General features: G+C 40.4%; 15 protein-coding genes. All 15 read left to right on the top strand.

The window, feature by feature from the left end:
• Window positions 1–61: 61 nt before the first annotated feature.
• Entirely contained in the window at window positions 62–859 is a 798-nt protein-coding gene (locus H8787_RS08550) for an LPXTG cell wall anchor domain-containing protein (protein ID WP_187327875.1), read from the top strand.
• A 65-nt stretch (window positions 860–924) separates the two neighbouring features.
• On the top strand, window positions 925–1410 hold the full coding sequence (locus tag H8787_RS08545) for a hypothetical protein (RefSeq protein ID WP_187328382.1): 486 nt from the start codon (window positions 925–927) through the stop codon (window positions 1408–1410).
• Between the two features lie 88 nt (window positions 1411–1498).
• Entirely contained in the window at window positions 1499–1723 is a 225-nt protein-coding gene (locus H8787_RS08540; protein ID WP_187327874.1) for a hypothetical protein, read from the top strand.
• 17 nt (window positions 1724–1740) lie between these two features.
• The gene (locus tag H8787_RS08535; RefSeq protein ID WP_101749901.1) at window positions 1741–2487 is read left to right on the top strand and encodes a hypothetical protein; all 747 of its coding nucleotides are present in this window, start codon (window positions 1741–1743) and stop codon (window positions 2485–2487) included.
• Window positions 2488–2499: 12 nt separating this feature from the next.
• Window positions 2500–2847, top strand: a complete 348-nt coding sequence (locus tag H8787_RS08530; protein ID WP_187327873.1) for a PrgI family mobile element protein — start codon at window positions 2500–2502, stop codon at window positions 2845–2847.
• Window positions 2807–5161, top strand: coding sequence for a VirB4-like conjugal transfer ATPase, CD1110 family (locus H8787_RS08525; RefSeq protein ID WP_187327872.1), 2355 nt, complete (start codon window positions 2807–2809; stop codon window positions 5159–5161). Before H8787_RS08530 ends, H8787_RS08525 begins: the two co-directional genes overlap by 41 nt.
• Before the next feature lie 18 nt (window positions 5162–5179).
• Complete coding sequence (locus H8787_RS08520; RefSeq protein WP_187327871.1) at window positions 5180–7813, top strand: phage tail tip lysozyme; 2634 nt, start codon at window positions 5180–5182, stop codon at window positions 7811–7813.
• A 22-nt stretch (window positions 7814–7835) separates the two neighbouring features.
• Window positions 7836–8468, top strand: coding sequence for a hypothetical protein (locus H8787_RS08515; protein WP_187327870.1), 633 nt, complete (start codon window positions 7836–7838; stop codon window positions 8466–8468).
• The gene (locus H8787_RS08510; protein WP_187327869.1) at window positions 8465–8743 is read left to right on the top strand and encodes a type III restriction endonuclease; all 279 of its coding nucleotides are present in this window, start codon (window positions 8465–8467) and stop codon (window positions 8741–8743) included. The genes H8787_RS08515 and H8787_RS08510 overlap by 4 nt, the downstream gene beginning before the upstream one ends.
• Entirely contained in the window at window positions 8691–9536 is an 846-nt protein-coding gene (locus H8787_RS08505) for a hypothetical protein (protein ID WP_187327868.1), read from the top strand. The genes H8787_RS08510 and H8787_RS08505 overlap by 53 nt, the downstream gene beginning before the upstream one ends.
• A gap of 14 nt (window positions 9537–9550) precedes the next feature.
• On the top strand, window positions 9551–10069 hold the full coding sequence (locus H8787_RS08500) for a hypothetical protein (RefSeq protein ID WP_187327867.1): 519 nt from the start codon (window positions 9551–9553) through the stop codon (window positions 10067–10069).
• On the top strand, window positions 10066–11862 hold the full coding sequence (locus H8787_RS08495; protein WP_187327866.1) for a VirD4-like conjugal transfer protein, CD1115 family: 1797 nt from the start codon (window positions 10066–10068) through the stop codon (window positions 11860–11862). Before H8787_RS08500 ends, H8787_RS08495 begins: the two co-directional genes overlap by 4 nt.
• Window positions 11863–11882: 20 nt before the next feature.
• The gene (locus tag H8787_RS08490) at window positions 11883–12137 is read left to right on the top strand and encodes a hypothetical protein (RefSeq protein ID WP_039677347.1); all 255 of its coding nucleotides are present in this window, start codon (window positions 11883–11885) and stop codon (window positions 12135–12137) included.
• A 3-nt stretch (window positions 12138–12140) separates the two neighbouring features.
• Window positions 12141–15269 (top strand): PBECR4 domain-containing protein, encoded by a 3129-nt coding sequence (locus H8787_RS08485; protein ID WP_187327865.1) that lies wholly within the window; start codon window positions 12141–12143, stop codon window positions 15267–15269.
• Window positions 15270–15339: 70 nt separating this feature from the next.
• Complete coding sequence (locus tag H8787_RS08480; protein ID WP_187327864.1) at window positions 15340–15783, top strand: hypothetical protein; 444 nt, start codon at window positions 15340–15342, stop codon at window positions 15781–15783.
• Window positions 15784–15787: the final 4 nt, after the last annotated feature.

The raw sequence follows: 15787 nt of genomic DNA, 5'->3' as shown, positions 1-15787 counted from the left end.
CCAGTCATAAGGTTGTTTTATGACTGGGTGATGTTTGATAAAAAAGAAAGAGGTATTCTATATGACCAAAAAACAATTTTTTGCAGCATTAACTGTTTCTACACTCGTTTTGACAAATGGTGGAGCTGTTTTAGCGGAGGCAACTCCTCCTGCGTTGGATTCTTCTACTCCTGGAGTGGTGGCACCAGGCCCTTCTACCCCTACACCATCAGAGCCAAATCAGCCAGCACCAGAAACACCAGTAGATCCGACGACACCGTCCACTAATCCATCTGAACCAAAGCCAGAAAATCCAGGAACAACTCCAGCAGAACCTTCTGTTCCTTCTGATCCAACGACACCTTCAACGGATCCGTCAACAGATCCAAACAAACCAACTCCAGGAACAGCGGAACCAGAAAAACCTTCTGAAGATGATAAAAAGGAAGAACCTCAACCGAAGCCGGAAGAAAAACCGGCTCCTAAACCTGCTGAAGAACAACCAAAAACAACAGATGAAGCAAATCAAGCAGGTAAAAGTCAAGTTGGCACCACTTCCACCTCAACGGGACAAGTGGTTCAGGATGTAGCTCCTAATAAACCTGTTTATACAGAAAATGGCTATACGATTGTAGGAGTACAAGATAGTCATCCTGTGATCGTAAATGGCGACGGAACAACTTCTGTGGTAGAACCTGAAGTTGTAGGGGCAACGGTCAATGAAGATAAAACCGTCACGGTTTCTACTGCTACAGGAGAGAAGAAAACACTCCCTCATACGGGTGAGAAAGAAGCAACTCTCTTAGTAGCGATGGGAATGACCTTGCTTGCGGCTGTTTATGTTATGAAACGTTTAGATCGCAAGTTTCATTCAAAATAAATGGAAAGGCTAGTTTTCCCCTTGGATTTATGGTATAATGAGACCAACTAATGGGAGGGGAAATGATGGAAAAGGATAAGAATATGAATGTACATGTGACAAAAAATGGCTATAAATACTATACACCACAAAACAGACAAATCAACACAGTTCAACCTTCTCCAGAAAACAAATTGAAGAAGGGACTTAGCTGGCTCGGACAGGTGCTTCTAGCAGGAATCAAAAACCTTCCCACCCTCATCATGAGAGCAGCGACCCTCATGGTTACAACACCTCTCATGATCCTGCTCTTTGTGGTGAATCTCATAAAGAGCTTGTTGGTGACAGCTATTGGGTGGTTTATATTTAAAGTAATTGTAGGATTTGCAGTTATTTGTTATTATGCATTTTTAACAAAGGAAGGAAATGCTCCTGCTAGTGTAGAAAACTGGTTTCATAACTGGATAATGCCTTCGGGAGTTCCTATTCATCATTGGTGGGAAACGACCATTATCGTTGTCCTTGCTATCATTACCGCCCTCTCTTTAACCAACCGTCCAAGTGAGGACTAGTTTATTCTAACCCTATCCATAACACACAGACACTAAGTAAAGACTTGGTGTCTTTTTTTGTTTTTAAAAAAGAAAGTGAGAAAAATATATGCAACCAGTTGTCAATTTTATCAATCAAATCGGAAATATCGGCGGACTGATCGGTCTTGGTTGGGCTGCCTGGGGCGCTTGGGATCTAGCAATTGGGATTCGTCGGGAATTGGACGATAAGAAGGACAAAGGTATCCAAAGTGTAATTCTAGGTGCTCTTCTTGGAGCTGTTCTGAAAACACTCTTTTCAGCCCTTGCCGCAGGACTGTCCTCTATCGGGTAAGAGAAGGAGGGGGAACAATGGACCAATCCACACTCAATCAGTTAACGATGAGCCTCAAGGATTATAATCCGACGGCTTATAAACTGATGGAAACTGTTTCTGGTTCGATGGAGAAGGTAGCAGTTTTACTGCTTCTCTTATTTATGGGACTCAACCTTCTCAATTGGAACCAGCAGCTCAAAAGCAACGGTGGAGAATTGACCCTGCAGCTTTGGATTGAAGAAATCCTCAAATATGCGATTGCCCTCTTTCTCATCCTCTATGTGGATGAGATGTTTGATGCACTCTCTTGGATTTTTAATGCCATTATCAAATTGATTGCGAAAAGTGGTATAAATCCATATAAAGCTAACACTCCAGATTTTAAAGGGCTTAATTTTGCATCTAAGTTAATGCTTCAATTTGTTTATTGGGTTGTTGACTTTATCGGTCAAATTTCCACCAAACTTTTGATTCTCTTGCGCTCCTTTACACTCTACACCTATAAAGGCATCGCCAAGATTGTCGTGGCTTGTTACATGATGGAGAGTCTACGTCCTATTTGTTTCGGCTTTTTCAAACTCTACATCGCAGCGGTACTTCAAGGACTGATTTTAGTGATTGTGATTCTGCTGTATCCAGCCATTGTGACCAATGATTTATTAACGGTCGCAAAAACGGGTGCTTGGACGAGTGCTCTGATGGCGATTGCGAAAGGAATCATCTATATCATTATGCTCTTTGGCAGTCAACGAATGGCCAAGAACATTATGCAAGTAAACTAGAGGAGAAAAATAATGACCCGCTTAGGCAGTGAATTTTTAAAAGCCTTGGATAGTTACGAGCGGCCAGTGATTGGCTATATCACCTTTAGGCAGCTAGTTCTACTCTTTGGCATCGGACTGACGGTTGTAGCAGCCTCAGTCCTTTATTGGTTTAAAATACCCGAACTCATTCTTTATGGCGTTAGTCTCTTTGTACTAGCGCCTTTTGTGATTTTTGGATGTTATATTGACGAAAAGATAAAAGATGAGATGCGTTTTCTCTTAACAAAGCAAGAACGCAGCTATCAAACCGATTACGACAGAAAGGAATACACCAGGAATGCCTTTATTCAAACAAAAGAAAACCCCGAAACTCTCTAAAGCAGAAAAAGATCGGGCGAAGCGACTGAGACGAACCATGACCGCTTCCACTCAAAATAGTCTCAATTATCAGTGGCTTACTCCTGATGGTCTGATGACCATCACAAATGATACCTACTCAAAAACTTATCGCTTAGGGGATACTAGTTATATCACCGCAACCGATGACGAGCGGATTGATGTAATTGAAACTAATGCGGATATCTTTAATTCGCTAGACATCGATAACGACTTACAGCTCTTAATCCTGAATCGAAGAGTAGAAACAACCAGTCTCTCTGCTATTCGATATGACCTTACACAAGACGGTTATGACGATTATCGGAAAGAATACAATCACATGATTCAAGAGCGCTTCTCGCATGATCAAAATACCTTTAAAGTAGAGAAGTATTTAACAATCACCGCACAAGCCGATCAGGATCATCAAGCGAGACGGATTTTGGATGATACAGCGAATGTCATTGAAAGCCAGTATAGTGGTTTGGGAATTTCCTTTAAGGAAATGGACGGATTAGACCGCTTAATGATCTTTCGTAAATTGCTGAGGCGAGAGAATTTTTTGGATTTTACCTATAAGGATATTGCAATCTCTGGTTTATCAACTAGGGATTTTATTGCACCCAATTACCTGAAATTCGAGAAAGACCACCTTAGGATAGATGATGGCTATGCACGCATTCTCTACGTCAAACAGTACCCAACCTTTTTAAATGATAAGCTCATTAAAAATATTTTGGATACAGGAATTGAATTAGCGATTAGTTTACATGCGAAGCCTTATGATACGGCAGATGCTCTCAAGAAAATTAAAACGGTTAAATCAAGCGTTCGCAGGGAAATGATTAAAAGCCAAAAGGCTGCTGCTAAAGCAGGATATGGAAGTGACCTTGCAGTTGGTGGAAAGGCAATTGAAACCTCTCGTGAAACAGAAAAATGGACGGAAGAATTGCAAGACAATGACCAGAAGATGTTTTCAGGAGTCATGACCGTCTACCTGATTGCTGATAGTCTGGAAGAGTTGAACAATTATACGGAACAAGTTCAGCGCTCTGTCCGCAAGAATACCGTAGAGCTAGATAAGTGTTACCTCTATCAGGAAGAAGCCCTCAATACGATCTTACCGATTGGGGTTCCTTTTATCAACGTGAAACGTCGTTTTATGCGAGATATGACAACGAGCAACCTCGCAACCCAAGTTCCTTTTACAAATGTTGACTTACGCTCTAGTAGCCCTCGTGCTGTTTATTATGGTCAAAATCAATTGTCGAAAAATCCCATTACCCTTGATCGAAAAAAAGACCTCAACACAGGTTCTGGAGCGATCTTTGGGATTTCAGGTTCAGGAAAATCTGTTTTGGCGAAAGGCGGAGAAATTATCCCAACGCTCCTACGTTATACAGAAGATCAAATTATCATTGTAGACCCAGAAGCCGAGTACACAGATATTGGTCGTGAATTTAACGCAGAAGTGATTACCATTGCTCCAGGCTCTCCTCATCATTTTAACCTACTTGACTTACCTGATAAGGATAAGCTTCAGGCAGAAGATAGTGATCCGATTGGTCAAAAGGCTAATCTTCTCTCAACCCTATTTGAAAATATCTTCTCTGAAGTATCAGATGATGAATTTGCGATGATAGACCGAGTGACTAGAAAGACCTATGAAGCAGTAGATAAGCCAACCTTTAAGGACTGGCAGCGTGTCCTAGAAGAACAACCTGAAGATATCGCAAAAGCATTAGCTTTAAAAGCAGAGCCTTATACAATGGGTTCAAATGATATTTTTGCGCATCCAACCAATGTCAATATGGAGAACCGCTTTATTATCTTTAACCTGAAGCAGCTAAGCGGGAAGCTCAAACCATTTGCCTTGCTTGTTATTCAGGACTATATATGGAACCAAGTAGTCAACTTCCAAGGGAAAACCACAACCTGGCTCTATTTTGATGAATTGCAGCTTTACTTCAAAAACAAGCTTCAGGCAACCTTCTTTACCGAATTGTACTCTCGCATCCGCAAATACGGGGCGCTACCAACAGGCATTACCCAAAACCCTGAAACCGTATTGTCAACTGAAGAAGGACGTAAACTTGTGGCCAATTGTGAGTTTTTGGTTCTCCTGAAGTTGAAACGTACTGACTTAGAAGCTCTTTCTCAAGTCACGCCTCTCACACCTTCTTTAGAGCGCTTTGTCTTACGGCCAAAAGCCAAAGGAACAGGACTCATTGTGGCAGGGGACACCATTGTTCCTTTTGAAAATCCGATTCCAAAAGACACGAAACTCTATCAATTAGTTGCTACAGATGGTTAGAAAGGAGGAGGATGAATCTTGTACGAGAGTGATCCAAAACAACTCAAACAAGAACGAAAAGCTCGGATCAAAGAAGGCATCAAAGACAATCAATCCACCATTGCTAAAGCAGCTCGGCTAGACTCTCAAGCCACCTACAAAACGGCTAAGAAGGACTACCGTTTGGCTCAAAAAGCCTATACCTTAAACAAGAAACCACATCTTACAGCTAAGGAACTCTTTTTCAAAAAGGAATTAGATCGAGCAAAGCTAGATAAACAAGTCGCCAAGAAAGTCTATCAAAAAGCTAAACAAGCAGATAGCACCTATATCCCTAATCGAATCAAGCATCGAGCTAAACAAGGAAGCAAGATAAAAGTCAGACAGGATGTGGAAAGAACGATGCGAGATAATGAAATTCTAGGCGATTGGGTAAAAGCAAGACAAGATATTCGTCAGCTTCGTTATCAAAAAGAAGCCTCAAAACAGGCTTTAAAAGCGGGTGGGAAGTTGGCTAAATACACCATTAAACACAGCTATAGTCAAGTCAATCGAGCCTATAACTTTACTCGTGGTCGTGGTTTTACAAGAACTCCGAAAGAATTCTCTTGGGAAGGGAAACTGACGAAGAAGATGCGCCAGGCAAAGCAGCGGTTAGCACAATCAAAAGTAGGGAAACTAACCAAAGGGACAGGAAAGGCCGTAAAAGTTACCACAAAGCCTCTACGTTCCATTTTAAGGAATCCTTTAGCTATTAAGTCCTATTTCCTCATGTTTCTCATCTTTGGGGTTCTAGCCCTGTTTATGGGCATATTTGCAGGAAGTGGGCCTGTCCAACAAAATGAATTTGACCTCAATCGGTCGTGGCTTCAGATTTCCAAGCGAGATCGGGAAAAGTCCAATGATAAAGTGGATTATTGGACTAATATTGATGATATTCTATTTTTTATGAATTTCCGATACGGAAACGAGTGGAATCCAGAAAGCAGTTGGAAGGATGGAACAGGTGGGGAACTAGCTGGTAATTTAGGTTTTAATCATTATTCAGATGCTTTAAATGACCTTTGGAATCATCTGAACGGTGATCCTCAAAATCTTAAGACAATGGCGGATTTGTATGGATCGGCTTCTTCACTGAAGTGGGCGAAGTTAAACAAGGATGAGCAGAAAGATTATCAGGAACTGGTGGAACTAACCAAAGAAGTCGGGCGTTACCCTTCCTATCAGGAATTGGATAATCCTTTCTATAGTGAAGACAATCCATCCTATTCCAATCCTCTCACTATCCTGAAGCGATTTGGCTATACCTCAATCAAGGATATTTACGAGAAAACCCAATTAAAAGCCACTACTGGTCAAAGCTTAAGAGCGACATTATCAGGTACCGTCTCCATTCAAGGAGATACTCTATCCATCAGAACTAAGGAAGCAATTTTTTCTTATGAAAAAGTTGGCAGTATCCGAGTGAGTGATGATGCAGAAGTGAAAGCGGGTGAAGAGATAGGGAAGGTCACCACCAATGGTTATCAGACCATTCAATACCAAAAGCTAGAGGAAAAAGCCACCAATAAAACGAAAGAAAAGTGGACTTCGGTCAATCCTGGATTTTACTTTCAGTCAGTAACTTATAACCAAACAACTTCTGTTCTCACAACTTTAGATGGAGATCTGGGCACAAAGTCGAGAGCTATTCGAGATTATCTGAAGCAAAAACTTCCTAATCTCACCGATAAAGGACTAGCTGCTATGTTAGGGAATTTTGCGACAGAGAGCAATATCAATCCTAAGCGAGCGGAAGGCGACTATCTCAATCCTCCTGTAGGAGCCAGCAGTAGTTCTTGGGATGATGAAGCTTGGCTCTCCATGGGTGGCCCCTCCATTTACAATGGCGGTTATCCCAATATCCTACATCGAGGGTTGGGGCTAGGACAGTGGACGGATACGGCAGATGGTTCCACTAGACATACACTGTTACGCAACTATGCCAAGTTAAAGAATAAGAAATGGTATGATCTAGAATTGCAGCTAGATTTTATGTTAGAAGGTGACAGTCCTTATTACAGAACGATCGCAAAAGAGATTTTGACTAGTAATGAGAATGTGGGGACACTCACCAAACGCTTTCTAAATAACTGGGAAGGAAATGCAGGTGATAAACTCTTAGAAAGGCAAAATAATGCGAAACAAATTCATGCTTTTCTAAGCCAACAGATAATTGGCGGAGGAACGCTAGCTTCTTCTTGGAACTTTCCTGAAGACTATCGCTCCAAAGTTCCAAATCCACCAACACAAGCTGCCATGACGACACAAAGCGGCTCAGGTTATCCTGTTGGTCAATGCACCTGGTACGCCTATAATCGCTTGGTTGAGTTAGGCTCTATCAAAGACCTATCTGGTAGCTATGGCTATCTGGGAAATGGTCAGGATTGGGTGAGAAATCTTGTCGCAAAAGGCTGGCGCTATAGTGCTACTCCTATCAAGGGAGCAGTTGTTTCTACAGCAGGCGGATTCGATGGAACCTTTGCTTTATATGGTCATGTCGGGATTGTGGAAGCGGTCAATGCGGATGGCTCATTCCTAGTATCTGAATGCAATTATGCAGGTAGACAAGATGCGATACATTTTAGGGTCTGCCAACCTGCACCTTATTATACATTTGCGACCCCAAATTAAACCAGAAAGAAGGAAATAAATTATGAAAATGCTTGATACTGAAAAATTGAAACTGTTAAAACTAGTAGGTCTTGGACTAGGAGCTATTCTGGTCTTAGGTTTGGTATTCTGGTTCAGTGTGGCGACAAGCTCCCACTCGAACTTAAAAACTAAGCAGGTATCAACTCATCAGACGAAAAAAATAGAAGGTGGTGAGCTCACACAGGCTTATGTAAAGCAGTTTCTAACAGCTTATTTTACGAAGAAAGACTTAGGTGAAAATCGAAACCGCTATTTGCCTTTTATGACTGAAGCTGCTTACCAGCAGGAAGTCAACACAGAAAAAGAACCTGCAACACAGGCTTATAAGGGATATGTTGTAGATACGAAACTTAAGTCTGCGACTATTTATATTGATCAGGAGAATAAGACGGTGATTGTTCAAGTTAACTATACTCAAACTCAGCTTCAGAAAAAGAACAACTATGCCAATGCTCAAACAGATATTCTATCAAAAACGACGCTGCGGATTCGCTATATCAAACAGGAAGGGAAATATTTAGTTAGTCAACTGGAACCAATTCTCATTGTCGATACCTTGACAGCTAGTCAAGAAGCGAGCTTACCAACTCTAAACCAACCGAAAACAACAGAAGAAGGAGAAACGAACAAATGACAAAATTAGAAACTCTTGAAAAACAACGCACCAAAGCAATAGAAAGAAAAGAGGATTACCTCGCTAAAGCAAAAAAGGAAGAAGAAAAAATTAAGGCTTTGGATACGCAAATTATTTTAGCGAAACACGAAGAACGTTCGGACTATTTAGCGAGACATCACCTCACTTGGGCGGATATTGAAAAAGCTCTTGCTGAAGGTAAACTGAAAGGAGAAAAACACCATGTACCGTTTAACCAATCTGACACTGGACACGACGACAACCTACAAGAATAAAGACTTAGTCTATCAGGCTCTTGATCGAGAAAATGCCAAGGTGAAACATCAGGAAGCAGAAGGAGTGTTGCTGGCGGAAGAATTGGATAAAAAAGGCGTAGTAATTTACCAGGAAGATATCTATCTTCCCTTTGATGGGATCGCAGATAGCCTTTTTCTAAAGGCTCGTACAAACGCAACTCCTGAAACCACGATAAAGGAAAAACGTTTCTCTTTCCTGAGGGGCTCTAGAGGCGAGAACGACCAAGAACCCAGCTCAAAAGCCAAACAAGAGCCTAGAAAGGCTCTCTCGACACCTCAAATAAAAGAGAAAGAGGTGTCCTCGTCATCTAATTGGATAAAAAGAATTATGCAGGTAGTGGGACTCTTTCTTCTTATCATCAGCTTTGTCTTTTCGCTGATTACGACTCAATTATTCTTAGCTAGTCAACGACAAGTTCGAACGCTTCAGCACCAGGTTACTCGCTTGAGCCAATTTCAAGAACACACAGGTAAACTAGACACGTTTGGGCGTTATTTCTTACCCTCTTACTATTCGGAGAAAGGACAACTGGCTGATTTTAGTTCTTCTCGTATTACATTGCATCATCAATCAGGCCAGCTTCAATCGGTTATTTTAGAATCCGTCTCACAAATGAAAAAGGATACCTATCAACTAACTTATGTTTTAGCGATTAAAGAAGGAGAGACCAGAAGTCAAAAACGGTTGAATTTGGTCGTTCAAAAAGAAAAGGCAGCTCCTTATGGCTATCAAGTCGTCCAGATTCCTGAAGTAAGCAATTATCCTAAATAAGTGAGGTATGTCGAATGGATCAAGAAAAAACCAGCCATTCCCTAGCTTTAAAAGGGAAAATAACGACAGAGAGGATCCTTCAAGCTCTCTATGTTTTAGCGAAAGAATTGCAGGCTAAACATCAATATAAGATGGAACACAGAATCTTTGAAGGAGAGACTCGATTTAATGATTTTATGGCAACTAAAAGTCAGAAGGACATGGAGCGATTATTAAACAGTGAAATCCATCTTGCTAAGCTGAAGCAATACTTGGAAGAACATAAGGTAGGGTTTACCTATTATCAAAAGGGAGAAGAAACCCTGCTCTTTTTTGAAACTAAAAATCGACTCTTAGCTGAAAAATCAATTCAACAGATGCTCTCAGACATCACGAAAAGTCCTGAAAAACTTGAAAAATTCTCGAAAAAGGTCTTAAAGAAACCACATGAAATGACCCCAGAAGAAAAAATAGCCTATTACAAGACTCACACAACTTATCGAGGTCTAAAACCAGTCATAACGAAAGATCTTGGGAAGGAGAAAGCACGATGACCAGAAAATCTATCTGGCCCTACTTAGTAGTGGGGCTTTTTTCTTTTATCCTTTGTCAATCGTTTTATCATTATTATCAACTATCAGCAGCAGCTGTTCCCTTTATGGGTTTGTTGCGATTGGAATGGTTGTTTCATCACTGGGAACAGTTTTCATGGCATCTTGCATTTGATCAAGGTTCTTTATATGCAGGTGTTATTGGATTTGGGTTGCCTCTGCTGGTTTATGCTTCAGGAGATAAGAATATTTATCGCCAAGGAGAAGAGCAGGGGAGCGCTCGTTTTGCGACCTTAAAAGAGATGAAACGGTTTGAAGATAAAGAAGTAGAGAAAAATATGATCTTTACCAAGCAAGTCAAAATGGGGCTGTTTAACTTTCGGCTTGCTTATAATGTTCAGCTCAATAAGAATGTGATTGTGGTTGGGCTACCAGGGGATGGAAAAACATTTACCTTTGTATTGCCGAATCTGATGCAGCTGAATTCCAATTTTGTACTCACCGATCCAAAAGGAAATTTGGCACATGAAACAGGACAAATGCTCGAAAAGCATGGCTATGCCGTGAAAATCTTTGATCTCATTCGACTGAAAAATTCTGATCGCTTTAATCCTTTTCATTATATGAAGTCAGAACTGGACATTGACCGCATTTCTGAAGCCATTACTGAAGGAACAAAGAAAAGTGAGCACATGGGAGAAGACTTCTGGGTACAGGCAGAATTGATGTTGCAGCGGGCTCTCATCGGTTATCTTTATTTCGACTCTAGGGATCCTGAAACGGGAGCACAGCTTTACATGCCAAATTTAGGTCATGTGGCTGATCTCTTAAGAAACATCTACCGTGAGGATCCTGAACTTCCTAGCCCAGTAGAACAAATGTTTGAGGAGCTAGCAGAGCATCAACCAGGAAATTATGCTTATAAGCAATGGAAACTGTTTCAAAACTTCAAGGGGGAAACCAGAAATAGTGTCGTTGCGATTTTATCTTCTCGCTATTCCATTTTTGATCATGAGGATGTGAGAAAACTCATTAGTGAGGACACGATGGAAATAGACACCTGGAACACCAAGAAGATAGCCGTTTTTATTGCCATTCCTGAAACCAATAATGCCTTTAACTTCTTATCTTCTATCCTTTTTGCTATTGGTTTTGAAGTCCTCACACACAAAGCAGATGATATTTTACAAGGTAAGATACGAGGGTATAGTCGAAAGAATTTGCGTCACATTCAATTTATTCTAGATGAGTTTGCACAGATTGGTCGTATTCCAAACTTTTCCCAAGTTTTATCGTCTATTCGGAGTCGTGAGATGTCAATCAAGATCGTCATTCAAGCGGTCAATCAGTTAGAATCTCTTTACAAGAGTGATTGGAAAACAATCTTCAATAACTGTGCGACCCATTTATTCTTAGGAACAAACGATAAAGATACAATGGAATATTATTCAACTCGATCAGGAAAACAAACCATCCGAACCCGCTCTACCTCAAAAACTCATAGCTATCGGAACGGTTCTTCTGGTGAGAATAAGCAAATTCAAGGACGTCCTCTCTTAACACCTGATGAAGTAGCACGAATTGGTGTGGATGAAGGGCTAGTCTTTATTTCTAAACAAAATGTTTTCAAGGATAAGAAAGCTAGTGTTTATGATCACCCTAGACAAGATGAAATTTCCCATTCTCCTGAAGATGAGAATTGGTATGACTATATTCGTAAAGGAACAGATATTGATGGCTTGTTGATTCATGCCAATGATCTCACACCTCGTTTAGAAGAACTTTTTGCATCTTAACTATATAGAAAGGAAAAAACATGAAACAATCAACTATACGACTTGGCTACTTAGAAAGTATTTGTCAGGTTTTAGCATTGAAAACAGAAAACCTCGTTATGGAGCATCATACCATCTGGCAGCTATTCCAAGAAGCAGATGAAACACTGTTTCTTCAACTAGCTCCTCATCTATTTACAACAAAAAGCACACAAGAACCTTTTCTTGCGGAACCCTTAGAGTCCAGTCAAGAGGGCTATCAGTATTTTAAACATTTAGTAGAACAAGGAGGATAAGAAATGGTCTTTACAAAAGCGCAAGCAAAATCTCTAGCGATTTTGGATGTCGCAAGAAGTCTCGGAATGGAGATGAAACGTAAATCTCATAGGGAATACTATTGGGCGGAACATGATTCCTTTAAAATTGATACGCTCAAAAACACTTGGCATTGGTACGCTAGAGGAACTTACGGTGATACGATTAGCTTGGTTCAAGAAATGCGCAATGTCAGCTATTCAACTGCCATGAAATTTTTAGAAACAGGCCAGTTTCCTGAAGCTAAACCGATGGAAGAAGTGCGTCAACCCTTTAGATATACATTAGCGCCCTATGAACAACCCTTTAAAGAAGCAAGAACTTATCTCAAAGAAACTAGGGGGTTGTCAGATGAAACCATCAACTTTTTCCTAGATAAAGGAGTATTAGCGCAAGCGAAGCGAACAGACAGAGAAGGTTTTACAGAAGATGTCCTAGTCTTTAAATACCTGAATAGAGAGAAGAAACTGGTGGGAGCCAGTCTTCAGGGACTAGCGTCATACCCAGAGCGTTATGAAGGAAAAGGCTATCTCAAACAAATCATGTACCAGTCAGAAGGGATTGCAGGACTAAATATCTCTATTGGCTCTCCTGAGCGTTTAATTGTGGCAGAGGCACCAATTGACCTTATGAGCTATTATGAGCTTCATAAGAGTGAATTAAACAATGTGAGACTGGTTGCCATGGAAGGGCTCAAAGAAGGGGTGCTATCTCGCTATGCGATGGAAGCTCTGCAAGAACGAGGTATCCTTGGTGACATCCATAGAGATTATACTAAAGTCAGCGATTTGACCAAAACCTCTCAATTTTTATCAAATGCGGCAGAAACCTCGACCCTCTTTCACGATCACAAGTATGATGACTTGATTACCCTCGCGGTGGATTATGATAAGGCAGGAACAGATTTCTTAGACAACTTAAGAGAAAAAAACATTCCAGTCATCGATGCGAGACCTCCTAAAGGGAATGGTCAAGACAAGATGGATTGGAATGAGTATTTACAAACATCAAAAGCGGTCGAAAAACAAATGGCAGAAGAAAAGGAGGCTGAATTATCTGATTTTCGAGACAAACAAAAAGCTCCTGACCGAAGTCAAGAGCCATCTAGCAATGCGGGCGATTCACATCGCAATCCCGATTCTTTAGGAGACTTGTCTCCAGGGGCAGCATCGAAGCCCGTTGTGGACGAACCACAACCTGATTTTCCTGTCATTGCTCACTTAAATTTTACCACTAAAGGGGAGAGAATGTCAACCATAAAGCCAGGTTATCATGTCATTACCAATGGAGAATTGAATAGGCTGAATAAATTTGCGCCAGGTTTACAAGCAACTGCTCAATGGTATTTAAAAGAGTTGTCAGGAAGTACTATATCATATTTGTATCAAGACGGAGAGACGTTAGGTAAATTGAGTGTCCAGTTTTCTGATGAGAACTTTGCGCATTTAACTGGTATTTCTCCAAAAGGTATTGAGATGAGACAAGTGGTTTATGATTTTGCACAGGGAGTTGGTGACTATGGCAATATTCAAGTTTCCCATGCTATCAAGGATAAATCAATGGTTCTTCCGCTATTACCAGACATCCTATCGTCTCAATCCTTTGTATTTAATGATTTATCGGAAGTTGAAAAATTCAACCGGATTGATTTATCTCAGGCTATTAAAACAAATGATGAGGATTTATTACTTGCCATTAGAGATGTTGATGGAGTCGGTATCCCCGCTTCAGTGATGCGAATGAAAGAAAAATTATCTGAAGATCTCAAGGGGAAAGAAAACATTGTTCTTGCAGTTTATCGTCAGCGTGATGGAAAACTTGACAAAATGTCTATCAATGAAGAATATGTGAAAGATGGAGGGAAACGGTTTGAAGACATTCTAAAAAATGATGAGTTTAGCCGTTATCAAGAAGACCTGTACAAAGAGGAAACTAAGCAGCTTTCTTCTAAACGGGACTCAGATGGTGATGGTATTTCAGATGAGGAGGAACTAAAACAAGGAACGAATCCTTATGATTTTAGATCAACGCCCACCTCTAAACCAGCAGAAGAAAATGAGCTTGAACCTGAAGAAATGCTACTTGCTGCTGAGAGTGTTGTCGTCGCAGACTTCATCAAAAATAAAGATATCGCAGGCCTTAATCAACACCTCAAGGAAGGGATCAAAGCTTATCTAAATTCGGAACATTATAAAGAATTTCTCACTAAGATGAGTCAGTTCAATCAATATTCCAGTCGAAACTTACGCTTGATTTTAGCACAGAAACCAGATGCCTCTTACCTTGCTCCTTATAATACGTGGAGAAAATTTGACCGTCATGTCAAACGAGGGGAAAAGGCATTGAGTGTCATTATTCCAGTAACCTATGTAAAGAAAGATCAACAGGGACAACCCATCTTAGATAAAAACGGCAGACCTGAAACAGGAATGACTTTCCGCCTAAAACCAACCACCTTTGATGTTTCTCAAACAGAAGGAAAAGAGATGCCAAAGGCTGCTGAAGTGAAAGAACAGTTAACTGATTTAGATTATGCCAATCTCTATCGTGCTCTTATGAGTATTGCTAAAACTAATGATGTGTCTGTGAGGTTTGAAGAGATGGCAGGAGAAACAAAAGGTTATTACAGCCCAGCCGAACATCAAATTGTTTTACGCAGTCATGATATGAATAAGTCACAACTTATTAAGACCTTCATCCATGAAACAGCTCATTCAGAATTACATCATTCTAATAATCCACCAAGAGAACAACTGACCAGAAGTAATGCTGAACTGCAAGCAGAAAGTGTCGCTTATGTCGTTGCTTCTTACTACGGTATTGATACGTCTGATTATTCCTTTGACTACCTAGCGGGTTGGTCAAAGGATAAAGAGACCTTAGCTGACTTGGAAGCACAACTGGATATTGTCCAACAAGAGGCCAAAAGTTTAATGGTTCGAATGGATCAGGAACTAGAACGCTTGCAGTTAAGCCAACAAAAGCAAACTCAGCACCAATTTGAAAATAAACTTCAAAAATTTAAGGAAAAATCATCTCAAGAGGTCAAAGCTCACCAAGAAGAACAAAGAGCAGAAGTTCAGTCAAAAAAAGAAAGGGGTATCTCGAAATGACCAATCGGGATACCCAAGAACATCTTAACCTTAAATTAAAAACAACTCAGAACCAAGGAGGTCAACGAACATGAACGCACTACAAGAAAATCAATTCATTCTTCTTCTATCCGACTACGTTCCTATTATGAATGGAGATATTATCAAAGGAATTTCTCCTGAAGCAAACGAATTGACTCGTCAAAAACTGATAGAGAATTTGAACGAAGAATTAGAAAACTTTTCAGAAATGGAACCATCGCTTTTAGAATGGTATGAGAAAAATATCAGCCTGCTAGAAACGATTTCTGATCAAGAATTTCAATCAGCTCTTGATGAAAAAATTATGATAACGGAAGTTCAAATAGGACATTCACTCTTTGAGCCGCTCACTCCTACACAGCTAGATAAACTTGCAGAAAAATTCTCTATTCATCGGAAAGACCTTCAAGGAACAGATGAAAAAGCAGTAGAATTTGAAGCTCAATCTCAGTCCATTTTAAAGAATTTTTTTAAGGGCTTTCGCCAGAAATAAACGT

The organism is Streptococcus sp. NSJ-72 (assembly GCF_014334035.1).
Lineage (GTDB): Bacteria > Bacillota > Bacilli > Lactobacillales > Streptococcaceae > Streptococcus > Streptococcus constellatus.
This window is presented reverse-complemented; position numbering and strand designations above follow the sequence as displayed.